The sequence below is a fragment of the Ruegeria sp. P10 genome, assembly GCF_056534925.1.
Genome location: NZ_JBQERJ010000002.1, coordinates 280659 through 303879, shown reverse-complemented (window position 1 = coordinate 303879; position 23221 = coordinate 280659). Strand labels below are relative to the sequence as shown.

Genomic DNA, 23221 nt, shown 5'->3' with positions numbered 1-23221 from the left:
CTCAAGTTTTGGCGGTAACAGGTTTGCGTTTATGACCTTCCCCGCGTAAAGGGTCCTTGATCGGAAATACGCCTGCGGATTTTGGACCGTTTTCGACGCTTTTGCGACGGAGGCTCGAAAAACCGCGCTATTGCATGACCCCGAAAGGGCGTTAGCAGAGCTGGCGCAGAAAAGAGGCTTGGAAGAACGTAGCAACATGCAAACTTTCAAACTGAAAAAAGGGCTGGATCTGCCGGTGGAAGGCGCTCCTGACCAGACCATTCACCCGGGCCCGGAATACGCGACCGTTGGCGTCCTGGGCGGTGACTACATCGGCCTGAAACCCAAGATGCTGGTGCAGGAAGGCGACAGCGTCGTACGTGGCGCGCCGCTGTTCTGTCACAAGGACGCGCCTGACGCGATGATGGTCGCACCGGTAAGTGGCAGGGTCGTCGCGATCAACCGTGGTGCCCGTCGGGTGCTGCAAAGCGTCGTGATCGAAGTGACAGATGTCAATGACACCGGTGTTGATTTCTCGGGCATAGGGGATGCCGACAGCGCCGAAGGCGTGACGGCCAAGCTGTGCGCCGCCGGCCTGTGGACGTCGTTCCGCACGCGCCCCTATTCAAAAATGCCGAACCCCGGCGTCAAACCGGATGCGATCTTTGTCACCGCCATGGACAGTGACCCGCTGGCCGCTGACGCTGCCACGATCATTGCCGAGGCGCCCGAAGAATTTACCGCCGGTTTGGCGGCAGTCAGCACATTGACCGAGGGCAAAACCTATCTTTGCCAAAAAGAGGGTGACACGATACCCGGCGCAGATGTCGCCGGTGTCGAAGCTGCATCTTTCGCAGGCCCGCACCCATCGGGGCTGGCCGGAACGCATATTCACTTCCTCGAACCCCTTGCAGGCGACAAGCAGGTCTGGACCATCGGGTATCAGGATGTCATCGCTATTGGTCGCCTGATGCTGACCGGCCATCTGGATCCGAATGTCGTGATTGCCCTGACGGGGCCGGGTGCGCGTCAACCACGTTTGATCCGTACCGTGATGGGCGCATCAACTGACGATCTGACCCGCGACGAAGTCGATGTGGACGGCACGCCCCGCATCATTTCGGGTTCGATCCTGTCGGGCCGGCACGCTGAGGGCCCGACCGCCTATCTGGGCCGGTTCGCGCGTCAGATCAGCATCATCCGTGAAGATCCCGATCAAATCCCGTTGGGCTGGATTCGTCCGATGCCGTCGAAATACGCGGTCCAGCCTGTATTGGGTTCGGCATTCGCCAAGAAGCTGTATGCCTTCACGTCCAATCTGAACGGCGGGCGTCGGGCCATGGTGCCCACAGGTGTTTTCGAAGATCTGATGCCGCAGGACTATCTGCCCACTCAGTTGCTGCGGGCGCTGCTGGTAATGGATACGGACACTGCCCAAGCCCTGGGTGCGCTGGAGCTGGACGAAGAGGATCTTGGCCTTGTGGGCTTTGCCTGTCCGGCAAAATATGAATACGGGCTGGCGCTGCGCGACTGCCTGATCAAAATTGAAAAGGAGGGCTGAGCCGAATGGGTTTGCGCAGCTTCTTTGACAGGATCGAGCCGAACTTTACCAAGGGCGGCAAGTACGAAAAGTACTTCCCCATCTACGAGATGGTGGAAAGCTTCATCTACACTCCAAAAACCGTGACCACGGTGGCGCCGCACGCGCGGTCCTATGTGGATATGAAGCGGATCATGACCTATGTCGTGATCGCGACGATCCCCTGCATCCTGTGGGGGATGTGGAACACCGGCTATCAGGCAAACTCGGCGATTGCTTTGCTGGGTCCGGAATCGGCCACCGGCTGGCGGATTGCTTTGTTGCAGATGTTCGGGATTTCGCTGGACCCGTCCAGCATTTTTGCCAACGTCATGCATGGTCTGATGTATTTCCTTCCGATCTACATCGTCACGCTGGTCGCGGGCGGTATCTTCGAGGTCATCTTTGCCACCGTGCGCGGCCATGAGGTGAACGAAGGCTTCCTAGTTACATCAATGCTTTACACGCTGATCATGCCTGCTACGACGCCCCTGTGGCAGGTGGCATTGGGCATCATCTTCGGCGTTGTGATCGGTAAGGAAGTGTTCGGGGGCACCGGCAAGAACTTTCTCAACCCCGCGCTTGTGGGGCGGGCGTTTTTGTATTTCGCCTATCCGGCGCAGATGTCGGGGGATGCGGTCTGGACACCCGTTGACGGGTTCTCGGGCGCAACTGCATTGGGCGTGTCTGCGGCCGAAGGCGTGCAGGCGCTGGCCGCTGAAGGCATCACCTGGTCGAGCGCGTTTTTCGGCACCATTCAGGGCAGCTTTGGCGAAACATCGACACTGGCCTGCATGATCGGTCTGGCTTTCCTTCTGATGACCAGGATCGCCAACTATCGCCTGATTGTGGGCTGTCTGGCGGGCACCATCGGCTTTACCCTGCTGCTGAACCTGATCGGATCGGATACCAACCCGATGTTCGCGATGCCATGGTACTGGCATATCGTGTTGGGCGGTTACGCTTTCGGGCTGGCCTTTATGGTGACGGAACCGGTTTCCGCCAGCCACACCAATGTAGGGCGTTATATTTATGGCGCTCTGATCGGTGTCATGGTCGTGATGATCCGCGTGATCAACCCGGCTTTCCCCGAAGGCATGATGCTGGCAATCCTGTTCGGCAACGTCTTTGCACCGCTGATCGACTATTTCGTCGTGCAAGCCAACATCAAACGGAGGGCGCGTCGCCATGTCTGATACGCAATCCCCAGATCAAAACGAGGCACCCAAGGGCGCATTAGCCAAATTCCTGGCGGCGTCGCCGGATTCTGTTGGCAAGACGATCTTCATCGCCGTTGCCGTCTGTCTGGTCGCCTCGATGGTTGTGTCCGCGGCCGCAGTCAGCCTGCGCCCGGTGCAAGAGGCCAACCGGCTGCAGGACAAACAGGTAAACGTTCTGCAAGTTGCGGGCGTGTTCGAGCCGGGCATCGACGTGACAGAGGCTTTTGCCGCCTTCGAACCACATGTGCTGGAGCTGTCCACAGGCACCTTCGTCGATGATCAGTTTGATCCGACCACATTTGACGACATCGCCGCCGCTAGCGATCCTGAGCTGAGCGTCGCGTTGGACAATGACCCCGCCGGTATCGGCCGCAAATCCAAATACCGTGTTATCTATCTGCTGCGCGATGATGCAGGTGATCTGGACAAGGTGATCCTGCCTCTGCACGGATACGGCCTGTGGTCGACGCTCTATGGATTTATCGCGCTTGAAAACAACGGCAACGATATCTACGGCCTGCAATTCTATCAGCATGGTGAAACTCCGGGTCTTGGGGCCGAGGTGGACAACCCACGCTGGAAAGCCCTGTGGAACGGGAAAAAGCTGCGCGACGAAGCAGGTGATCTGCAAATCACCGTTGCCAAATCGCAGCCCGCAGCCGGGCCAGATTTCTATGTGGATGCGTTGGCGGGGGCCACGCTGACGTCGGTCGGCGTCGATAACCTTGTGAAATTCTGGATGGGCGATGCGGGCTATGGTCCCTTCCTGGCCAAACTTCAAGCAGGAGAGATTTGATGTCCCAGACCAAGAAAGAGATGCTGGTCGACCCGCTTGTCGACAACAATCCGATCACATTGCAGGTGCTGGGTATCTGTTCAGCACTTGCGGTGACATCATCGTTGCAAGTGTCGATGGTGATGGCGCTGGCGGTGATCTTCGTGACCTCGTTTTCGTCGTTCTTCATTTCGTGCCTGCGCAACCAGATCCCCGGTTCGATCCGGATCATCGTTCAGATGGTGATCATCGCGTCGTTGGTGATCTTGGTGGACCAGATCCTGAAAGCCTATGCTTTCGAGATTTCGAAAACCCTGTCGGTTTTCGTCGGCCTGATCATCACCAACTGCATCGTGATGGGCCGCGCCGAGGCGTTTGCGATGAAGAATCCGCCGGTTGCGTCCTTTATCGACGGAATGGGCAACGGCATGGGCTATGGTCTTATCCTGCTGCTGGTCGGCTTCATTCGCGAGCTGTTTGGCGCGGGGTCGCTGTTCGGCGTTACCATTCTGGAAACCGTCAACAATGGCGGCTGGTACGTGCCCAACGGCATGCTGTTGCTGCCGCCCTCGGCGTTCTTCATCATCGGTCTGATCATCTGGGCCTTCCGCACCTGGAAGCCGAACCAGGTGGAAGAGCGTGAATACAAAATTCAGCAGGTAGAGGCCCACTGATGGAAGGTCTGATCTCACTGGCCGTAAAGGCCATCTTTGTCGAAAACCTTGCGCTTAGCTTCTTCCTGGGGATGTGTACCTTCATCGCCGTGTCCAAGAAGATTTCGACAGCGCTGGGTCTGGGGATTTCGGTCATGGTCGTGCAGGCCATCACCGTGCCTGCCAACAACCTGCTGCTGAACTACTTGCTGAAACCGGGCGCGCTGGCCTGGGCCGGGTTCCCGGATGTAGACCTGACCTTCCTTGGCCTGATTTCCTATATCGGCGTGATCGCGGCGATGGTTCAGATACTCGAGATGGTTTTGGACAAGTATTTCCCACCGCTTTACAACGCGTTGGGGATCTTTCTGCCACTGATCACGGTGAACTGCGCCATCCTTGGCGGGTCGCTGTTCATGGTGGAGCGTGACTATAACTTTGCCGAGGCGGCGACTTATGGCTTGTCTTCCGGTTTTGGCTGGGCACTGGCAATCACCGCAATGGCCGGAGTCCGGGAAAAGCTGAAATATTCAGACATCCCCGATGGTCTGCAAGGTCTGGGCATCACTTTCATTACCGCAGGTCTGATGGCTATGGCCTTCATGTCCTTCTCGGGCGTGAAACTGTAAGGGGGCGTTGATGGAAACCTTTACCTTAGGCGTAGCTCTTTTCACCGTAATCGTTCTGGCATTGGTGGCCATCATCATGGCCGCCCGATCCAAGCTGGTATCGACCGGAAACGTCAACATTACGATCAACGGCGAAAAGACCATTTCCGTTCCGGCAGGTGGCAAGCTGCTACAGACGCTGGCTGCCGAGAAGCTGTTTGTCCCTTCGGCCTGCGGTGGCGGCGGCACCTGTGCGCAGTGTCGGGTGCGGGTGCATTCGGGGGGCGGATCGATCCTGCCGACCGAAGAAAGCCATATCACGAAACGTGAAGCGTCATGTGGTGATCGCCTGTCTTGCCAGGTGGCGGTCAAGCAGGACATGGATATCGAAGTTCCGGAAGAAGTCTTCGGCGTCAAGAAATGGGAATGTACCGTTCGGTCGAACGAAAACGTAGCGACCTTCATCAAGGCGTTGATCCTGGACCTGCCCGAGGGTGAGGATGTGAACTTCCGCGCCGGTGGCTACATCCAGATCGAAGCACCTGCACACCAGTTGAAATACACGGATTTCGACATTGAAGAGGAATATCGCGAGGATTGGGATCGCTTCAATCTGTGGCAATATGAATCGGTGGTGACCGAACCCATCGAGCGCGCCTATTCGATGGCCAACTACCCGGACGAAAAGGGCATGATCATGCTGAACGTCCGCGTGGCCTCGCCGCCGCCGGGGTCCGAAGGCATTCCGGCGGGTCAGATGTCGTCTTACATCTTCAACCTGAAGCCGGGTGACAAGGTCACCATTTCAGGCCCATTCGGCGAGTTCTTTGCCCGCGAAACTGACAAAGAGATGGTCTTTATTGGCGGCGGCGCCGGTATGGCACCAATGCGCAGCCATATCTTTGATCAGCTCAAGCGTCTTCAGAACCGCAACCGCAAGATCAGCTTCTGGTACGGTGCGCGGTCTAAGAAAGAGATGTTCTTTGTCGAAGACTTCGACAGTCTGGCTGAAGAATTCGACAATTTCGAGTGGCATGTGGCCTTGTCGGACGCGCAGCCCGAGGACAATTGGAAAGGCTATACCGGCTTCATCCACAACGTATTGTTCGAAGAGTACCTCAAGAACCATCCCGCGCCTGAGGATTGCGAATACTACATGTGTGGTCCGCCAATCATGAACCAGTCGGTCATCAACATGCTGCTGGATCTGGGCGTGGACCGCGAAGACATCATGCTCGACGATTTCGGCGGCTAAGGAACAAAAAAGAACCGGCGTTGAAGACGCCGGTTCTTTCATTTGGCGGTAAGCCTGCGTTATTTTGCGTAATACTCTCGATACCACGCGACGAATTGTGTGATACCGTCTTTCAGATCTGTCTGGGGGCGATAGTTCGTCAGTCTTTGTAGCAGCCGATTGTCCGCCCAAGTGGCATGAACATCACCCTTCTGCATCGGCATGAAATTCTTGATCGCCTTCTGCCCCACGGCCTGTTCGATGGCTTCGATGAAATCCATCAGGCGCACTTTTTCGCCGTTGCCGATATTCACGATGCGATAGGGCGCGACGGGCGACAGGCTGTCTCCGTCCTCGATATCCTCACGGCTGGATGGCCGCACCGGAGGCACATCGATCAGCAATCTGATGCCGCGTACAAGGTCCTGGACATGGGTGAAATCCCGGTACATGTCGCCGTGATTGTAAATGTCGATCGGGCGACCATCCAGGATGGCGGCGACAAATTTGAAATACGCCAGATCCGGCCGTCCCCAGGTGCCGTAGACGGTAAAGAAGCGGAACATGGTCGTCGGCAAATCCCACAGATGCGCATAGGAATGCCCCATCGCCTCATTCGCCTTTTTTGTCGCGGAATAGATGGTAAGCTGGGTGTCGGCTTTTTCCGTCTCGGTGAAGGGCATGTCCTCGTTGGCACCGTAGATGGAGGAGGTCGATGCCATCAAAAGATGATCCACCTTATGTTGCCGTGCAATTTCCATCACGTTGAATGTTCCAACGACATTCGATTCAACATAGCTGCGGGGATGTTCCAAACTGTGTCTCACACCGGCCTGAGCCGCCAGATGAACGATGACTTCCGGCTGAAATTCTTCGGCGACCTGCATCAACCGATCAAAATTTTCCAACCGATCCTCGGTTGCCGTGAACCCGGGTGTCTGAAGCAGAATTTGATGCCGACGCTGTTTCAGGACCACATCATAGTAATCCGTCATCCCGTCGTATCCATGCACGCGGAACCCTTCCTCTAACAGCCGCTTTGCCAGATGGAACCCGATGAACCCCGCAGAGCCCGTAATCAAAACCCGTTTCATAGAACCCTCAAAACGCCCTGCACGATCATCGCTGAACAAAAGGTTCTTCCCGTGATGCCGGGTCAAACATTTTGAACTGCGCCGAAGGTCATATCGAACATCCAGACGTCATTGGTCAACTCTTTGCTGATTCAATCAGATGCTCATTGCCGCCAATGGGCGAGAAGGATAGGGATCAACGTGTATGATTACGAACTGGATCAGACGGTGGTTCGACCGCACGGCGGGGCGGACAACGAATGCAGTGTCTTGCGACATCGCTCCGGCCGAGAAAGTGACGGCCGTGGGCGATATCCACGGTCGTCTGGACTTGTTGCAGGCGTTGTTGCCCAGACTGGACGATCAGAGCTTGCTGGTCTTTGTCGGAGATTACATCGACCGAGGGCCATACAGCGCGCAGGTGCTGCGCCACCTGTTTCACCTGAGCGAGACGTCAGGAGGACGCGTTCAGTGTCTTCTTGGAAACCACGAAGAGTTTCTGTTGCAATTCCTGGAGGTGCCGGAAGGCAACGCCCGGCTCTGGTTTCAAAATGGGGGTGTGCACACGTTGGCGTCTTTCGGGCTGAAACCGCCCGCGGATATCGACAACTACCAGCAGGTTCGAAAACTGGCGGATGATCTTCGCCTGAAGATGGGGGAAAGCCTGATCAACTGGCTAGCTGACCGGCCTTTGACCTGGACTACCGGCAACGTCACATTCGTTCATGCGGCGCTGGACCCCCGACATCCGACTGAGGCCCAGGATCGCCAGATTTGCCTCTGGGGACATCCCATGTTTCCCAGGCTGGCCCGCAGCGATGGCCAATGGGTGGTGCATGGCCACACCATCGTGGACCTGCCCCGGATCAGGAACCGGGTGGTATCGATCGACACGGGCGCTTTCGCTTCGGGTCGTTTGACAGCCGCCGAGATCAACGCCGGAAGTGTTCGGTTCACCTCGACCGGATGAACAGTGGGCCTTTAACCGACGATCATTTGCTTCATGCGAAGCGCTTCATATTCCAACTCTTTGAGACGGAAGTGGACAACGTCTCCGATCGTGATGACGCCGCACAAATGACCGTCGCGCAGCACCGGCATATGGCGAAAACGGCCCTCGGTCATTGTTTTCAGAACTTCATTCAGCAGATCATCCGGTGTGCAGGTCTTAACATCCTTGGTCATGAGGTCTTCGACCGATTGCGGAAGGGTCTGGCCGGGTGTGTCTGCCATGCGCCGAACGATGTCGCGTTCTGACAAAATCCCCTGCAATGCCCCGTTCTGATCCGTCACGAGAACAGCGCCGATCCGTTTTTCCTTCAGCGTGTTGACCACGGAATGGATCGTGTCATTTGGCCGCACCGAAAACACCGCGTCCCCTTTACCTTCAAGCAGCCTGGCCACGGTTGTCTGCGAATGCGACAGGTTCGATTCCGCAGACTGGCTGTACGTCGTCTTGTCAGCCTTGTCGCCACGCGAAGGCGACTGGTAAGAGGTTGGAGCCATGGGCAATCTCCTTGTGGTTCTTGCAAAGTCTTTCCCTTTCACCTTAGCGCAGCTAAACGACCTGTATAGGGTGCAATTGCGCCGATCGGCAAAAACGCAGGCCGGAAAGGACGTTCAAGCCATTGAGTGAACTCTATCTTACGCCACCCATAGCGGCATTGATCTTCTTTGCCGTTGTTGTTTGTGGCCACAATTTCCGCATGGCGTGGAAGCAACAGCCGCCGGGTTGGCAAAAACGTGCGTGGTTGTTCGGCGTGCCGGCGGGGGTCGGCCTTTTGGTGCTGGGTTTCCTGCCGCTGAAGATGTGATCGCAGTTTGACTTTGGCGGGGGCCACTGGCATATGCCGGGCACAGAATTTCCCGGAGATCGCCGATGCGTCTTTTGCCTTTACTGGCCGTTGCCACTCTTCTTTCCGGCTGTTTGTTCGACAAAGAACCCGAGGTGGTTCGTCTGTCGGGCGAAACAATGGGCACGACCTTCAACATAACCGCGATCGGCGAAGATCTTGATGAGGCCGCATTGGCCGCGGCTGTCGAAGAGACGCTGGCCGAGGTGAACGCCAAAATGTCCAATTGGGATCCAGAATCCGAGGTGTCCGTCTTTTCCGCTTCAACTAGCACAGCCCCCGTTCCGGTCTCGGACGAACTCGCACTGGTCCTTTCGGCCGCCAATGACGTGCACGAAAAAACCGGTGGGACTTTTGATGTAACTCTGGGCCCGCTGATCGAACTTTGGGGCTTTGGCCCACGCAAGCCCGAGGATCCAGTGCCATCGGATCCCGAAATCGAGGCCGCGTTAAGCGGCGTCGGGCAGGCCCGTTTGCTGACGCTCGACACCGAAGCCGGCACGCTGTCGAAGGCTGATCCGCAGGTGGGCATCAACCTGTCGGCGATCGCAAAGGGCTATGGCATCGATGCGGTTGCCGGCGCTTTGCAGGATGCTGGTATCGACGATTACCTTGTCGAGATCGGCGGTGATCTTGTTGCCAAAGGCAAGAATGAGCAGGGCGAAGCCTGGCGCATTGGCATCGAAAAGCCTGAAACGGGCGCTCAGAGCATTCAACTGATCGTTTCCCTGGATGATCGCGGCATGGCCAGCTCGGGCGACTACAAGAATTTTTTCGAACAGGACGGTGTGCGGTATTCGCATATCATCGATCCGACAACGGGACGCCCGATTACACATCGCACGACTTCTGTCACGGTTCTTGCGGAAAACGCAATGTTGGCGGATGCCTGGGCAACGGCCATGCTGGCTTTGGGTCACGAGAAGGGAATGGACATTGCGGAAAAGTATAAACTTGCCGTGTACTTCATTTCGCGGGATGTGACAGGCGGCGAAGATGCCTATATTACGTCGCACAGCACCGCGTTCAAAGACGCTTTGGGAACCAACTGACAGGCAGGAACCGAGATGAGCACTTTTATTCTGGCCTTTATTCTTTTGGCGCTTGTCATGGTCGGTATGTCATTGGGTGTCATGCTGATGGGGAAGACCATCAAAGGCAGCTGCGGCGGCCTGAATGCGATCTCGGGCGCCGATAAATGCGTTGTGTGCCAAAAGGATGTCGACCCGGACAGCCCGCTGCGCGATCAGTTGCAGTGCAAACGGGCCAGGAAGATGCTGGAACAGATGGAACATCAGGCCTGAAGCAAGTTTTGCTTCGCTCTGCGAACGGAAGTGGCTAACTAGGTTCCCATGACTTTCGGGGAGGCGCCGCGTTGGCCAAGGCAAAGAATATCCTGTTCATCATGTTCGACCAGCTGCGCTGGGATTATCTGAGCTGTTACGGGCACCCACATCTGCATACTCCGAATATCGATCGTCTGGCCGCGCGCGGTGTCCGCTTTGACCGGGCCTATATCCAATCGCCGATTTGCGGCAGTTCCCGTATGTCCACCTATACCGGGCGCTATGTGCATTCCCATGGGGCTTCATGGAACAACATTCCCCTCAAAGTGGGTGAGATCACGTTGGGCGACCACCTGCGCAAGGCGGGAATGGATTGCTGGCTGGTCGGCAAGACACATATGGCCGCCGATGCCGAGGGGATGGCCCGTCTTGGGTTGGAGCCCGACAGCATCATCGGGGCCCGCGTCGCGGAATGCGGGTTTGACGTGTTCGAACGCGATGACGGGTTGCGCGCAGAGGGTCCGGACGGGTTCTATGACCCGGACGGGGCAAAGAAATACAACCATTACCTAGCAGACAAGGGGTACGAGAGCGACAATCCGTGGCATGATTTTGCCAATTCCGGTCTGGATGCCGATGGCAACGTGCTGTCAGGGTGGTTCCTGAAGAATTCATCCGAACCTGCAAATATCGCGGAAGAGGACAGTGAAACACCATATCTGACCACCCGTGGAATCGAGTTCATGAACAGCCATGACGGACCATGGTGCTGTCACCTCAGCTACATCAAGCCTCACTGGCCTTACATCGTGCCGGAACCTTACGCTTCGATGTACGGGCCTGAACATGTCGTGCCCGTGGTCCGCTCGGAAACTGAGCGAAAGAATGCCCACCCCGTCCTGAAGGCCTTCATGGACACCAAGGTCGGGCAGGCATTTTCACGAAAGGATGTCCGCGAGGCGGTGATCCCAGCTTACATGGGGCTGATCAAACAAGCGGATGACCAGATGGGTCGCCTGTTTGACTGGATGGAGAAAACCGGGCGGATGGACGACACGATGATCGTGCTGACCTCAGATCACGGTGATTTTCTGGGCGACCACTGGATGGGTGAAAAGACCTTTTTCCACGATGCCTCAACCAAAATGCCGCTGATCATTTATGACCCATCACCCGAAGCGGACGTCACGCGCGGCACCACCTGCGACGCGCTGGTCGAGTCGATCGATCTGGTGCCAACGTTTCTGGAACTGGCAGGCGGCGAAAAGGCCGGGCATATTCTCGAAGGGCATTCTCTGCTGCCGATCCTGCATGGTCAGTCCGACAAAACGCCCCGACAGGTCGCGATCTGCGAGTATGACTATTCCGCCTCTCCCATTGCGCAGCGGCTGAACGCATCTGTTCGTGACGCGGTGATGTTCATGGTCGCGAATGAAAAGTGGAAGCTCATCCATTGCGAAGGCGGGTACAGGCCGATCCTGTTCGATCTGGAAAACGACCCCGATGAACTGGTGGATCTGGGTGACAGCGCGGACCATTCGGACGTCATCGCGCAAATGTACGATTACCTGTTTGCCTGGGCGCGGCGCCCGTCACAGCGCACCACCCGGTCCGAACAGCAGTTGATCGATATGCGAACCCGAAGCGGGGGCACAGGCATCATGATCGGTATCTATGATGAAAACGACACGCCGCTGGAACTGACGGTCAAGTATCGCAACCGCAAGGCAAAGCCATACACGCGTTACTTCAAAGACTAGTCTCGTCCGGGTTGTCACCGCTAAAACCATGATGGCTTTAGGTCGAAAAATGCAGCGGCTCAATGTCCTCCAGCGATGGGCCGAAGCCGCTAGGCCGTTTAATTAATTCTGCGTAATTTGCCGCAAAGATGGTTCACCCCTTGCCGACCAGACGCTAGAAGAAGACCCAAGAGCAGTAATTGGAGAATTTCAATGCCAACCCCCAAACCCGTTGTTCTGTGCATTCTTGATGGGTGGGGCGTGTCAGACGACACACAGGCGAATGCGCCCTATCTGGCGAACACGCCGACCTTTGACGCGATCATGGCCAAATGCCCGCACGCCACGCTGACAACGCATGGCCCGGACGTAGGTCTGCCCAGTGGGCAGATGGGTAACTCCGAAGTCGGTCATACTAATATAGGTGCGGGCCGTGTTGTGGCCATGGATTTGGGGCAGATCGACCTGGCCATCGAAGACGGTTCGTTCTTTGGAAATGAGGCATTGCAGGCATTCATTTCCAAGGTCAAATCCTCAGGGGGGACGGCTCATCTCATGGGGTTGGTCTCGGATGGTGGTGTTCACGGGCACCTGAACCACATCATCGCTGCAACCAAGGCCATTACGGATGCCGGTGTTCCGGTCGCCCTGCATGCGGTCACGGATGGGCGCGACGTGGCCCCCAAATCTGCGCTGACCTATTTTTCCCAGTTGGAAGAACGGCTGCCCGAGGGGGCACGTGTCGTCACGGTAAGCGGTCGCTATTTCGCCATGGATCGCGACAATCGCTGGGAACGGATCGCAGAAGCTTATGACGCGATGATCAACGGCAAGGGCAGGGCGGCCGACACCGCACATGGCGCCATGGACCATGCCTACAACCAGTCTGAATCTGACGAATTCATTACGCCGACCGTGTTGCAAGGTTACAAGGGCGTCACCGACGGCGATGGTTTTTTCTGTCTAAATTTCCGCGCAGATCGTGCTCGTGAAATCCTGCGCGCGATTGGTGAACCGGGCTTTGCCGAGTTCGAAACCGGGCCGCGGCCGAAACTGTCGGCGCTGCTGGGCATGGTAGAGTATTCCGACGCTCACAACGCATATATGACCGCGGTTTTTCCGAAACGGGCGATTGTGAACACGCTCGGGGAATGGGTCGCCAAACAGGGGTTGCGTCAGTTCCGGCTAGCTGAAACCGAAAAATACCCCCATGTCACTTTTTTCCTGAACGGGGGCAAGGAGACCCCTGAAAAAGGTGAAGATCGCTATATGCCCAAATCACCCAAGGTTGCGACCTATGATTTGCAACCCGAGATGTCCTCGGCTGAGGTCACAGCCAAGTTTGTCGAGGCGATCGAACAAGGTTACGACCTGATCGTAACCAATTACGCCAACCCAGATATGGTCGGGCATACCGGCGACCTTCAAGCTGCGATCAAGGCATGCGAGGCCGTTGATGCGGGGTTGACTCAGGTCGTTGCTGCCTTGGAAAAAGCAGGTGGAGCAATGATCGTCACCGCCGATCACGGTAACTGTGAAGTGATGGTTGATCCGGAAACCGGCGGTCCGCATACGGCGCACACGCTGAACCCGGTGCCCATAGCTTTGGTCGGAGGGCCAGACGGCGCGCAGGTACGCCATGGGCGGTTATCTGATCTGGCGCCGACCCTACTTGATTTGATGAACTTGCCCGAACCGCCGGAAATGACCGGAGAAAGCCTGCTGTCATGAGGCTGGCCGCCCTAGCGATTGTGCTGCTTTCAGCTTGTCAGGCCTTTGCCCAGACCGACGCTTCTCGGGCAGCACTGGATGCGGCAAGGATGCTGGAACAGGCGTCGATCTCGCTGAGCGAAGCAGACGGCGCAAGGGATCGGGTGCGGGCGCTGACCAAAACGATACAAGCCTATGAGGCCGGGCTGAGCGCGATGCGGACCGGTCTGCGCAAGGCTGCAACACGCGAAGCGCAACTGAGCGCGCAATTGAGCGCGCGTGAAAAGGACGTCAGGCAGTTGCTTGGCATCTTGCAGACCATCGAAACGACCGCGCCGCCAGTGCTGATGCTGCACCCGTCAGGCCCGTTGGGCGCGGCGCGGGCCGGAATGATGCTGTCCGAGGTCACGCCTGGGCTCAATGCAAAAGCGCAAGCGCTGGCACAGGACCTGCAAGAGGTTCAGACCCTGCGTCTGCTGCAACAAAGCGCCTCGGAAACTTTGACCGAAGGGCTGCGCGGTGTGCAGGACGCCCGCACGCGGTTGAGCGAAGCGATTGCCGACCGCACTGATTTGCCGCGTCGGTTTGTCGAAGACCCGGTGCGCACGGCCATTCTGATTTCTTCGACCGAGACTCTGGATGGTTTTGCAAGCGGTCTGTCAGAGATTTCAGAAGGCGAGATCATTGAAACCGACGCAAGCATCCTGGATCAGAAAGGACAGATTCCCTTGCCGGTGCAGGGCATTCTGCTGCACAAGGCCGGTGAACCGGACGCCGCAGGGGTCGCCCGCGCTGGTCTAGTCATCGGCACCCGTTCCCGTGCGCTTGTAACATCCCCCACTGCGGCCACGATCCGTTATCGCGGGCCACTGCTGGATTTGGGAAACCTTGTCATTCTGGAGCCGCAACCGGGCCTGTTGTTCGTGTTATCGGGCTTGCAAGAGGTCTATGGTCAACCCGGGCAGGTGATCCCCAAAGGCACTCCGGTCGGCCTGATGCCGGGTGAAACGCCGGAAATCGGCGCAATATTGTCAACAAGCGGTGATGGCACTGGAACTGATCGTCCAGAAACGCTCTATATAGAGGTAAGAGAAGACAACACCCCGGTGGACCCGGAAACTTGGTTTCGGACCGACAAGGATGGATAAACGAGTATGAAGAAATTTGTGATGGCCGGTTTGGCCGGAACTGTGGCAGGTATTCTTGCGACTACGCAGATCGCAGGCCCACTGCTGGCGCAAGAGGCTGTGAACAAGGCCAGCGTCTATGAACAGCTTGACCTGTTCGGTGACATTTTCGAACGCATCCGTGCGCAATATGTCGAAGAGGTCGAGCCTGAAGAACTTATCGAGGCGGCAATCGATGGTATGCTGACCTCTCTTGATCCGCATTCCAGTTATCTGTCGCCCGATGATGCCGAACAGATGCGCGTGCAGACCCGGGGCGAGTTCGGTGGACTGGGTATTGAGGTCACGCAGGAAGACGGTTTTGTCAAAGTCGTGTCTCCCATCGACGACACACCCGCTGACGAGGCCGGGATCGAAGCCGGAGATTTCATCACACATGTGGATGGCGAAAGCATTCTGGGCCTGACGCTGGACAAGGCGGTGGATCTGATGCGGGGGCCGGTCGGCTCCGAGATTGTTATTACCGTCGTGCGCGAAGGCGAACCTGATCCCTTCGATGTCACCATTATCCGTGACACGATCAAGCTGACCGCCGTTCGCGCCCGCACCGAGGGCACAAGTGTCGTGCTGCGGGTAACGACCTTCAATGATCAGACTTTCCCCAACCTACAGGAAGGGTTGAAGGAACAGATCGAAGAAGCCGGTGGTATCGACAAGGTCAATGGTGTCGTACTGGACCTGCGCAACAACCCGGGCGGTCTGTTGACACAGGCCATCAAAGTTTCGGATGCGTTCCTGAACGAAGGGGAAATCGTCTCGACCCGTGGACGGGACCCGGAAGAGGGTGAGCGTTTCAATGCCACCCCCGGCGATCTGGCGGAAGGCAAACCCATTGTCGTGTTGATCAATGGTGGTTCGGCCTCGGCATCTGAAATCGTCGCGGGCGCGCTACAGGATCATCGCCGGGCCATCGTCGTCGGCACCAAAAGCTTCGGCAAAGGGTCGGTTCAGACGGTGATGCCGCTGCGGGGTGATGGTGCGATGCGCCTGACCACGTCCCGGTATTACACCCCATCGGGGCGGTCGATTCAGGCTCTGGGTGTCAGCCCTGATATTATCGTGGAACAACCCCGTCCGGCGCCAGAACCGGAAGAGGAAGAAACCAACGCCCGTTCGCGCTCCGAGGCCGATCTGCGCGGCAGCCTCAACAATGACAGCCTGAGCGAAGATGAGATCCGCCAGATAGAAGAAGATCGCGCCAAGGCCGAGGCAACCGCAGAGCTGAGGGAAGAGGATTACCAGCTGGCCTATGCCATCGATATCCTGAAGGGACTATCGGCCTTCAACCCCAACGGGCCGTCACAGTAAAACGGTAAGGGCTGCGGGTGTCGCAGCCCTTGGCTCCCGACTTCAGCTTTCGATCCGGTGCAGTTTCTTTTCGTCGAGAAGCAGCGCCAGAACGAGACCGACCGAGACGGACAAGGCCGAAAAGACGAAAGCCATACTCATCCCGCTGTCAAACGCCGCCGACAATGCCCGTTGAGCCGTCTTTGCCTCGCTGGATGACAACCGGCTTATTACCGCGTGGGCGGACGGCGTATCAAGTGTTCCGCCATTGATCGTGCGAAGCTCTGCTTCGGTCAACTTGATGCCCGAAGCGGCCACATACTGGCGAAGCTCAGACAGGCTGACGACGTACATGATGGCCGTGGCACAGGCGACAGAGATTGCGCCGTAAACCAGGTGGGTCATGAAACTCAGGCCGCCAACCAGCCCAGCCCGTTCCGGCTTTACGGCGCACATTGCAGCAGTGCCTGACGGCCCAACCGTCAAAGTTGCGCCCAGCCCGATCATCGCCATGCCGGGCAGGATGCGAAAGTACCCCAGATCACCGGGCAGCACGACAATGGTCGCAGCGCCGATCGTTGCGATCAGATATCCCCAAAACAGCAGCCGCTTGGGGCCGAAATCATTGTAAAGCGTACCCGAAACAATTGATCCCACGGCAAGCAACACGGTCAGCGGCGCCAAGCCCAGTGCCGATTCAAACGTCGACCAGCCCAGCACCTTTTGCATGTATTGGGGAAAATACAGCAGCCCCACAAATGCCGCGGACACGTTGAACATGTTCAGGCCAAGGGTGATGCGAAACTCGCGGTTTTGCATCATCTGCGGCAAAAGCAGTGGCTCTGTCACGCGTTTCTCGACTTTGGGGAACAGAATGAAAAGCGCAGCGCTGGTGAAAAACAGCATCAACAACGGGACGGACGTCCACCCCCAGTCCGCGCCCACATCCAAACCGTAAAGCAGCAGCAAAACGGCAAAAGACAACACACCCATCCCGGCGAGGTCGAGGTGTTCATCCGGTTTGTGCTGTGCTTCGCGCTCCATCAGGATCAGCGCGGTGGCCATCGAAATGCAGGAAAAGACCACATTGGCGAGGAAAAAGTAGCGCCACTCTCCCAAGTTCACGGCCAATCCGCTGATCATCGGACCAAACACGTTTCCGGTGGTCACACCTGCCAGAATTAACCCCATCACCAAGGCTCGATGTTCTGGCTTTGATACTTTGGTTGCCCCGAAGGCCAGCGTGCAGGGCCATACACAACCCGCGCCGATGCCTTGCAGCGCACGCGCAATGACAAGAAAATCAAGACTGGGCGAAACAAAGCACATGACTGAGGAAAACAGAAAGATCGACAGGCCAAAAAGCATCATCCTGCGGTGGCCGTACATGTCGCCAAGTCGCCCGCCTGCGACCATGGTCATGGCAAAAAACAAGGCATAGATGTTCAGAACCCATTGGGTGCTGGTGATATCGGCGTCAAAGCTGCTTTCGATCGCAGGCACCAGCATCAGGGCGCCGGTAAAATCAATACCGATACCAAATCCGGTAACCATCAAAGCAATGACTTTGACTATGCTGCTGCGATCCATGATAAGGCGCGATCCGTTCAGAAAACGCCAATGATGCACGAATTTTGAAAGATTGACAGGAAAACCAGCCGGAACGGATCAGGGGTCGTCGCGGCAGATTCGGCGGAAAGCGCGTTTCAGCATATCCAGTTCAGCCCGCAGCAAATCAATTTCGGCCCTTAAGTCATCTGCGGCGGGCTCACCGGCAATCACCGTGAAGCTTCCCAGTTTCTCGGTCGTGGCTGCATCTGCAACGACGAACGTGTGCACGCCTTCGGATAGGGCTGCAACAGGCACCTGTATGCGCAAGTCCCATCCGTTTTCTGCGGGCGACAGGTCAACTTTGTTCAGGGTTTCGCCCTGATAGCTTACCTCGGGGTTAGGCGTACTGCTGGCTTGAATGTGACCTTGCCAGATTCCGTTTTCGAACCGTATGAAGGTTAGCTTGGTCTGCGTCATGACTGATCTTCTCACAAATCGGCGCGATGAAAACGGCAAAACGTAAGATCCCGCACCACCATGCGATTCATCTCGGGCGTTTCAAAAATCAAATCCAGCCAGATTTTTTCGATCCTGCGCTCATTCAGGGGGAGATGCGCCAGATCAAAATCCACGGCCTTTGATACCTCGCCGGGATCAAGGCGTCGCAACACCTGTTCCATATTGGGCCCGTGCTGAATGTTGAGGCGCGCGAAAACGCCCGATGGCTTTTCACACTCGATCAGGGTTTCCAGCCTGACAAGATGCTCGTGCGTCAGGTGAATTGCAGCGTCCTCAGGCAATTCAACCGAAACGGACAGGAAGGACCCCCCAAAGCTGAAAGCCTCGATCACGAGACTGAACGGAGCCAAATCTCTGTCCTCTCTGTTTCGGACTTGCCGCACGGCAATTTCAGAAAACGGGCAATCGTGGAACACGCTGACCTGACTGTCCAGGACGGTCTTTCGCGGTGCCGAAGCCACACCCGGTTGCGTGAGGGGCGCACGCCATAGGTCGGGACGGCAGCTCCAGTCTGTTCCGACGGGTTTGGGAAACTGTGTGGACCCAATCGTCGGCCGGATCAAGCGACTGTCTGCCTGCTGAATTAAATGATCAAGATGCCTGCGCAAACTGCGGGCCTGATCCCGTTGCAAGCGCAAATCTGCCTGGCTGGCATACGGCGCCTGATGCGCGGCCCGACGCCAGCGCCCCAGAGTCTTGCGATGAATATAGCGATCCAGAATCCTGCCCATGGCCACGTCGTCCGATAATGCCCGGCCTTAGTCAAGGACAACGGCATGAACAAAACCGTAATAACGGAATTGCTATCGAAGCCTTGTGTTTTCCTGTTGGGGTCTGACCACAATTTGGATAGGCGCAACATGCTGAAACTGAACCGGTCTATTCTTGCAATGTACCGGGTCAGTGCTTACCGTTTGGCTCCTGCAAAGTGGGTCATCCCAAGAACAGCCACACAACAGTTTAGCGCATGACAAGGCCAGGTTATGGAGTCCACTTTATTTGCCTTCATTTGGAAATATTCGAAGAAACAGCAACTTGTTCTACTTCTGCTGACGGTCCTGTCGTTCCCGTTTCTTTACGCCTCGCTGGAACTTCCCAAACAGATCATCAATGACGCAATCGGCGCGCCGGGTGACACGGTAACCATCTGGAACTTCACCGTGACGCAGGTTCAGTATCTAATGATACTGTGTGTTGCGTTCCTGGCGACGGTGATCGTGAGCGGTGTCATGAAGATGCGCATCAACACGATGAAGGGCGTCCTTGCCGAGCGCATGCTGCGGCGCCTGCGCTATACGTTGTTTCAACGGTCGATGCGGTTTCCGAAATCCTATTTTGCGACCACCAGCCAGGGTGAGCTGGTATCGATGATCACGTCCGAGGCCGAACCGATGGGTGGCCTGATGGGGGATGCCATCGCGCAGCCGGTTTTCCAGTTCGGCCAGATGATGACGATCGTCACCTTCCTGTTCATGCAAAGCGTTTGGTTCGGACTTGCCAGTATCGCGCTGATCCCGCTTCAGGCCTGGCTGATCCCCAAGCTTCAGCGGCAAATCAACCTTCTAAACAAGGACCGCATTCAGGAAGTTCGACGTCTGAGCTCGGAGATCGGCGAAACTGCGGCAGGTATCAGCGATCTGCGTACCAACGGAGGGTGGCGCTATCGCCTTGCGCAATTCAGCCATCGGCTAGGGAAACTGTTCGAGATCCGTTTCAAGATCTACAACAAAAAATTCTTCATGAAGTTCCTCAACAACCTGATAACTCAGATGACACCCTTCCTGTTTTATTCAGTGGGAGGATATCTGGCGATTACCGGTGAGGTGACCGTAGGTGCGCTGGTTGCCGCGTTGGGCGCCTACAAGGATCTGAGCGGCCCATGGAAGGATCTACTGACCTATTACAATCAGGTACAGGACATGTCTTTGCGGTGGGAAATCGTCACCGAGAGATTTGCGCCGAACAACATGATACCGGAAGAGCTGTTCGAGGGAGAACCTGAAACCATCCCGCGTCTGACTGGCGACATCGAGCTGCGAAATGTGACGGTTCGCGACAGCGATGGGAAAACCGTTCTCGAAGATCTTGATCTGACCATTCCGCGTGGCGCGCGCGTCGCAATTCAGTCTGGACAGGCGTCGGAACGCAGTGCGTTGGGACAGCTTTTGACTCGTGAGGTGTTGCCGGCTCAGGGTGAGGTGATAATAGCGGGGCATAATCTGCGGGGTCTGCATCAGGCCGTCATCGCGGCCCGGATCGGCTATGCCTATTCGCGCCCTTACCTGTTTGACGGCACATTGGGCGACAACCTCATGATGCCTTTGCGCACGCATCCACGACATCAAGCAGATACGCTCAGGGCCCCGACGCGGTGGCAAATCGAAGCTGTCCGTGCGGGAAATTCACCGGATTCTCTGGACGATGAATGGATTGACCCGGGTCTCGCCGGTCTTGACGATATCGACGACATACGTGACTGGTGGTTCCAGCTGGTGGAAGCGATGGGCATCGACGAGTTCATGTTCCGCCGCACTTTGCGTACGCAGTTCGACCCGGAAATTCACCCGGTCCTGGCACAGGAAGTTGTCAATTTACGAGGGACCATCGCCGAGCGCTTGGCAGAAAAGGGGCTTGATCGATATGTGTACCGTTTCGACCCTGATCGCTTTAACCCGGCAGTTCCGCTGGGCGGAAACTTGTTGTTCGCGGCGCCATCCAAGGACATTTCTCCGGATATACTGGCGGGTGACGAACGGTTCGTTCAGATGCTCAGCGCCCATGATCTGGTTGACGACGTGATCAGCATTTCTCAGGCCGTCATGGACACGCTCAGCAAGACCTTCGGGCGGGACGGGGCGGATCACCCGCTTTTCCTGAGGCTTGGCATGTCCAAGGACATGTATCACAAATTGCTGGATATCGAAGAACGGCGCAAAGCCAAGGGTGATATGGCCGTGAGCGACCAGGAGCGCGCATTGCTATTGACGGTACCGTTCCTGTTGACGGCCGAGCAGATCGGCCCAAACTTCCCGGAAGAATACAAGGAAAAGATTCTTGCCATCCGCAAAAGTCAGGCCAAGCGGCTGCTGGACGCGATGGGCGGCATGTTCATGTCAGTTGCGCCGGACATCTATGTGCCACGTCTGACCGCGATGGAAAATGCGATCTACGGCCGGGTTTCGTTGATGGCCGGTGCACACGCGGACGAAATAGAAGACGTTGTGGCCGAAGCCATGAACGAAGCCGGCCTGCGACGCCGTGCAGCTGCCATCATCTACGATCTGCCAGCAGGCCTGGGCGGGAACAATCTGCCGACCGTCTTTCAGGAGCGTGCCGCATTCTCACGCGCGGGTATCAAACGGCCTGACGTCCTGATTCTGGACAGGGCCCTGGCAAGTCACGATTCCGAAAGCCGGTTGCGCACTCGCCTGAAACTGCGGGAATTGTTGCCGGATTCCATTATGATCTTTATGGAAGATCACTTTGCACATCCCGAAGCGTATGATCTGTTTGTGGAAATCAAGGATGGCCGTATCGATGGTGTGTCACGATCCAAATCCCCGCAAGAAGACAGCACGTCGGACGATCTGAGCCGCAAGCTCGAAATCATTTCGGCGACCGAGTTGTTTTCCGGCGTGGATGGCCGCAACCAGCGGTTGTTGGCGTTCTCAGCGCAATGGTACGAAGCAGCAGCGGGGCAAGTCATTTTCTCGCGTGGTCAGGCGCCCGACGCGGCGTATCTGTGCGTCTCAGGGCAGGCCAGGCTGGACTGGCCCACGGATGATGGAAAAAAACGCCCGATCTCGATCATCGAACCCGGGCGGCTGATCGGTGATCTCTCGATCATAACAGGAGAGCCCAGACAACTGGATCTGGTCGCCACCGAAGATTGCAGGTTCCTGCGTATCGGCGCCGAGGAACTGCGTGCCGTGGTCGAAAGCGACGCTTCGGTTGCTACGCAATTGCTACAGACTGTTGCCGGATATCTGACTACGTTGTCCACAAGAATCAATGCGGCGCAGAACCCCGAGGAGCTGCTCCCGACGATTTCGGATCAGGCGATTCAGGAAAGCACGGGTGAAAATGCCTAAAGCATATTCCGCTCATGACCATCTGGTCGAAACCGCACGCGGCAAACCGGAAATCTGGCGCCTGTTGCTGGGGCTCTTGCTGGTTGCCGTGCTGGTCAGCGTTCTGAACATGGTATTTTTTACCGTGGTTGCCGGGATGGGTCCGGAAAACTGGGCGCAGACGCTTCTGTTGGGCGGTTCACCCCTCGCGCTGCTGTTGCTGTTGGCCAGTTTCGGATTCATCATTCTGGGCGTGGCCGTCGCCGCGCGGCAGGTTCAGCACAGGTCTTTGGTGTCCATCGTGGGCGGGTACCGACTGGCTGCGGGCCAATTCCTTAAAGTATTGAAAGCACTTCTTATTTTGGGCGTTGTCGGGTTCCTTCTGCCGCCTTATGGCTTTGGCGGATCTCTGTCGCAGAACCTGCCATTGTCAACCTGGCTTCTTCTTTTGCCGGTTTCGGCCTTGGTTGTTCTGGTGCAGACCAGCGCCGAAGAGCTGTTGTTCAGAGGCTATATTCAGCAAACCCTGGCAGCCAGATTCCAATCGCCTGTCATCTGGATGGGGGTACCATCCATCCTGTTTGCAATTGGACATTACACACCGGACATGGCTGGCGACAACGCGTTGCTGATTGCGCTGTGGGCTTGCGTTTTCGGTCTGCTGACATCGGACCTAACGGCACGGGCGGGAACATTGGGGCCAGCTATCGCCTTGCATTTTTTCAACAACATCATTGCGTTGCTGTTCATCTCGTTGCCCGACAACCTGAACGGACTGGCGCTGTTCACCCTTCCGTTTGATGCATCTGATGCCGAACAGCTTCGTCCCTGGCTTCTGGTGGACCTTGCCGTGATGTTCGTTTGCTGGCTGGCCGCGCGACTTGCGCTCAGGCGTTGA

General features: G+C 56.7%; 21 protein-coding genes. 16 read left to right on the top strand and 5 right to left on the bottom strand.

Annotated elements, in window-relative coordinates; all coding sequences use genetic code 11:
- The first annotated feature begins 196 nt into the window (after positions 1 to 196).
- The 6 genes from ACR0FB_RS04630 to nqrF are packed head-to-tail and all read left to right on the top strand — an operon-like array spanning position 197 to position 6069.
- Positions 197 to 1540 (top strand): Na(+)-translocating NADH-quinone reductase subunit A, encoded by a 1344-nt coding sequence (locus ACR0FB_RS04630; RefSeq protein ID WP_209833827.1) that lies wholly within the window; start codon positions 197 to 199, stop codon positions 1538 to 1540.
- A gap of 5 nt (positions 1541 to 1545) precedes the next feature.
- Positions 1546 to 2754, top strand: coding sequence for an NADH:ubiquinone reductase (Na(+)-transporting) subunit B (locus tag ACR0FB_RS04625; protein ID WP_171636240.1), 1209 nt, complete (start codon positions 1546 to 1548; stop codon positions 2752 to 2754).
- Entirely contained in the window at positions 2747 to 3574 is an 828-nt protein-coding gene (locus tag ACR0FB_RS04620) for a Na(+)-translocating NADH-quinone reductase subunit C (RefSeq protein WP_480491124.1), read from the top strand. The genes ACR0FB_RS04625 and ACR0FB_RS04620 overlap by 8 nt, the downstream gene beginning before the upstream one ends.
- Positions 3574 to 4227, top strand: a complete 654-nt coding sequence (locus ACR0FB_RS04615; protein ID WP_152460184.1) for an NADH:ubiquinone reductase (Na(+)-transporting) subunit D — start codon at positions 3574 to 3576, stop codon at positions 4225 to 4227. Before ACR0FB_RS04620 ends, ACR0FB_RS04615 begins: the two co-directional genes overlap by 1 nt.
- Positions 4227 to 4835, top strand: a complete 609-nt coding sequence (gene nqrE, locus ACR0FB_RS04610) for an NADH:ubiquinone reductase (Na(+)-transporting) subunit E (RefSeq protein WP_050603817.1) — start codon at positions 4227 to 4229, stop codon at positions 4833 to 4835. The genes ACR0FB_RS04615 and nqrE overlap by 1 nt, the downstream gene beginning before the upstream one ends.
- A 10-nt stretch (positions 4836 to 4845) precedes the next feature.
- Complete coding sequence (nqrF, locus tag ACR0FB_RS04605) at positions 4846 to 6069, top strand: NADH:ubiquinone reductase (Na(+)-transporting) subunit F (protein ID WP_171636236.1); 1224 nt, start codon at positions 4846 to 4848, stop codon at positions 6067 to 6069.
- 59 nt (positions 6070 to 6128) lie between these two features.
- Here the strand turns inward: nqrF and ACR0FB_RS04600 are convergent, their stop codons facing one another.
- A complete protein-coding gene (locus ACR0FB_RS04600) occupies positions 6129 to 7142 on the bottom strand; it encodes an NAD-dependent epimerase/dehydratase family protein (RefSeq protein ID WP_480620237.1) in 1014 nt (337 codons plus the stop codon).
- A gap of 184 nt (positions 7143 to 7326) precedes the next feature.
- Here ACR0FB_RS04600 and ACR0FB_RS04595 point away from each other — a divergent pair, with 184 nt between their 5' ends.
- Positions 7327 to 8091, top strand: coding sequence for a metallophosphoesterase family protein (locus ACR0FB_RS04595; RefSeq protein ID WP_209833833.1), 765 nt, complete (start codon positions 7327 to 7329; stop codon positions 8089 to 8091).
- Between the two features lie 11 nt (positions 8092 to 8102).
- On the opposite strand, the gene ACR0FB_RS04590 is transcribed toward ACR0FB_RS04595, so the two are convergent.
- Entirely contained in the window at positions 8103 to 8627 is a 525-nt protein-coding gene (locus tag ACR0FB_RS04590; RefSeq protein WP_171723828.1) for a CBS domain-containing protein, read from the bottom strand.
- Positions 8628 to 8749: 122 nt separating this feature from the next.
- Between ACR0FB_RS04590 and ACR0FB_RS04585 the strand changes: the two genes are divergently transcribed.
- The 7 genes from ACR0FB_RS04585 (at position 8750) to ACR0FB_RS04555 (ending at position 16204) form a co-directional block, all read left to right on the top strand.
- Entirely contained in the window at positions 8750 to 8935 is a 186-nt protein-coding gene (locus ACR0FB_RS04585) for a hypothetical protein (RefSeq protein ID WP_170345279.1), read from the top strand.
- Positions 8936 to 9000: 65 nt separating this feature from the next.
- Positions 9001 to 10026 (top strand): FAD:protein FMN transferase, encoded by a 1026-nt coding sequence (locus ACR0FB_RS04580; RefSeq protein ID WP_171636228.1) that lies wholly within the window; start codon positions 9001 to 9003, stop codon positions 10024 to 10026.
- Between the two features lie 15 nt (positions 10027 to 10041).
- Positions 10042 to 10278, top strand: a complete 237-nt coding sequence (nqrM, locus tag ACR0FB_RS04575) for a (Na+)-NQR maturation NqrM (RefSeq protein WP_152460192.1) — start codon at positions 10042 to 10044, stop codon at positions 10276 to 10278.
- 71 nt (positions 10279 to 10349) lie between these two features.
- Positions 10350 to 12020, top strand: coding sequence for a sulfatase-like hydrolase/transferase (locus ACR0FB_RS04570; protein WP_480620236.1), 1671 nt, complete (start codon positions 10350 to 10352; stop codon positions 12018 to 12020).
- 192 nt (positions 12021 to 12212) lie between these two features.
- On the top strand, positions 12213 to 13730 hold the full coding sequence (gene gpmI, locus ACR0FB_RS04565; protein WP_480620234.1) for a 2,3-bisphosphoglycerate-independent phosphoglycerate mutase: 1518 nt from the start codon (positions 12213 to 12215) through the stop codon (positions 13728 to 13730).
- Positions 13727 to 14857, top strand: a complete 1131-nt coding sequence (locus tag ACR0FB_RS04560) for a murein hydrolase activator EnvC family protein (protein WP_480620232.1) — start codon at positions 13727 to 13729, stop codon at positions 14855 to 14857. Before gpmI ends, ACR0FB_RS04560 begins: the two co-directional genes overlap by 4 nt.
- Positions 14858 to 14863: 6 nt before the next feature.
- Positions 14864 to 16204 (top strand): S41 family peptidase, encoded by a 1341-nt coding sequence (locus ACR0FB_RS04555; RefSeq protein WP_171119151.1) that lies wholly within the window; start codon positions 14864 to 14866, stop codon positions 16202 to 16204.
- Positions 16205 to 16246: 42 nt separating this feature from the next.
- On the opposite strand, the gene ACR0FB_RS04550 is transcribed toward ACR0FB_RS04555, so the two are convergent.
- From ACR0FB_RS04550 to ACR0FB_RS04540, 3 genes are all read right to left on the bottom strand, one after another.
- Positions 16247 to 17773: an MFS transporter gene (locus tag ACR0FB_RS04550; protein ID WP_480620230.1), complete on the bottom strand. Its 1527-nt coding sequence runs from the start codon at positions 17771 to 17773 to the stop codon at positions 16247 to 16249.
- A 78-nt stretch (positions 17774 to 17851) separates the two neighbouring features.
- Positions 17852 to 18211: a hypothetical protein gene (locus ACR0FB_RS04545; RefSeq protein WP_480491138.1), complete on the bottom strand. Its 360-nt coding sequence runs from the start codon at positions 18209 to 18211 to the stop codon at positions 17852 to 17854.
- Positions 18212 to 18222: 11 nt separating this feature from the next.
- Complete coding sequence (locus ACR0FB_RS04540) at positions 18223 to 18984, bottom strand: DUF6478 family protein (protein ID WP_480620228.1); 762 nt, start codon at positions 18982 to 18984, stop codon at positions 18223 to 18225.
- 252 nt (positions 18985 to 19236) lie between these two features.
- On the opposite strand from ACR0FB_RS04540, the gene ACR0FB_RS04535 reads away from it, so the two are divergent.
- Both ACR0FB_RS04535 and ACR0FB_RS04530 read left to right on the top strand, forming a co-directional pair.
- The gene (locus ACR0FB_RS04535; RefSeq protein ID WP_480620227.1) at positions 19237 to 22344 is read left to right on the top strand and encodes an ABC transporter transmembrane domain-containing protein; all 3108 of its coding nucleotides are present in this window, start codon (positions 19237 to 19239) and stop codon (positions 22342 to 22344) included.
- Entirely contained in the window at positions 22337 to 23221 is an 885-nt protein-coding gene (locus ACR0FB_RS04530) for a CPBP family intramembrane glutamic endopeptidase (protein WP_171723943.1), read from the top strand. Before ACR0FB_RS04535 ends, ACR0FB_RS04530 begins: the two co-directional genes overlap by 8 nt.

Coding starts and splice junctions, on each gene's coding strand:
- nqrM (WP_152460192.1), top strand. CDS start 10,042: ATGAGCACTTTTATTCTGGCCTTTATTCTTTTGGCGCTTGTCATGGTC.
- ACR0FB_RS04625 (WP_171636240.1), top strand. CDS start 1,546: ATGGGTTTGCGCAGCTTCTTTGACAGGATCGAGCCGAACTTTACCAAG.
- ACR0FB_RS04540 (WP_480620228.1), bottom strand. CDS start 18,984: ATGGGCAGGATTCTGGATCGCTATATTCATCGCAAGACTCTGGGGCGC.
- ACR0FB_RS04615 (WP_152460184.1), top strand. CDS start 3,574: ATGTCCCAGACCAAGAAAGAGATGCTGGTCGACCCGCTTGTCGACAAC.
- ACR0FB_RS04590 (WP_171723828.1), bottom strand. CDS start 8,627: ATGGCTCCAACCTCTTACCAGTCGCCTTCGCGTGGCGACAAGGCTGAC.
- ACR0FB_RS04550 (WP_480620230.1), bottom strand. CDS start 17,773: ATGGATCGCAGCAGCATAGTCAAAGTCATTGCTTTGATGGTTACCGGA.
- ACR0FB_RS04545 (WP_480491138.1), bottom strand. CDS start 18,211: ATGACGCAGACCAAGCTAACCTTCATACGGTTCGAAAACGGAATCTGG.
- ACR0FB_RS04555 (WP_171119151.1), top strand. CDS start 14,864: ATGAAGAAATTTGTGATGGCCGGTTTGGCCGGAACTGTGGCAGGTATT.
- nqrF (WP_171636236.1), top strand. CDS start 4,846: ATGGAAACCTTTACCTTAGGCGTAGCTCTTTTCACCGTAATCGTTCTG.
- ACR0FB_RS04595 (WP_209833833.1), top strand. CDS start 7,327: ATGATTACGAACTGGATCAGACGGTGGTTCGACCGCACGGCGGGGCGG.
- ACR0FB_RS04600 (WP_480620237.1), bottom strand. CDS start 7,142: ATGAAACGGGTTTTGATTACGGGCTCTGCGGGGTTCATCGGGTTCCAT.
- ACR0FB_RS04620 (WP_480491124.1), top strand. CDS start 2,747: ATGTCTGATACGCAATCCCCAGATCAAAACGAGGCACCCAAGGGCGCA.
- ACR0FB_RS04530 (WP_171723943.1), top strand. CDS start 22,337: ATGCCTAAAGCATATTCCGCTCATGACCATCTGGTCGAAACCGCACGC.
- ACR0FB_RS04560 (WP_480620232.1), top strand. CDS start 13,727: ATGAGGCTGGCCGCCCTAGCGATTGTGCTGCTTTCAGCTTGTCAGGCC.
- ACR0FB_RS04580 (WP_171636228.1), top strand. CDS start 9,001: ATGCGTCTTTTGCCTTTACTGGCCGTTGCCACTCTTCTTTCCGGCTGT.
- ACR0FB_RS04630 (WP_209833827.1), top strand. CDS start 197: ATGCAAACTTTCAAACTGAAAAAAGGGCTGGATCTGCCGGTGGAAGGC.
- ACR0FB_RS04535 (WP_480620227.1), top strand. CDS start 19,237: ATGGAGTCCACTTTATTTGCCTTCATTTGGAAATATTCGAAGAAACAG.
- gpmI (WP_480620234.1), top strand. CDS start 12,213: ATGCCAACCCCCAAACCCGTTGTTCTGTGCATTCTTGATGGGTGGGGC.
- nqrE (WP_050603817.1), top strand. CDS start 4,227: ATGGAAGGTCTGATCTCACTGGCCGTAAAGGCCATCTTTGTCGAAAAC.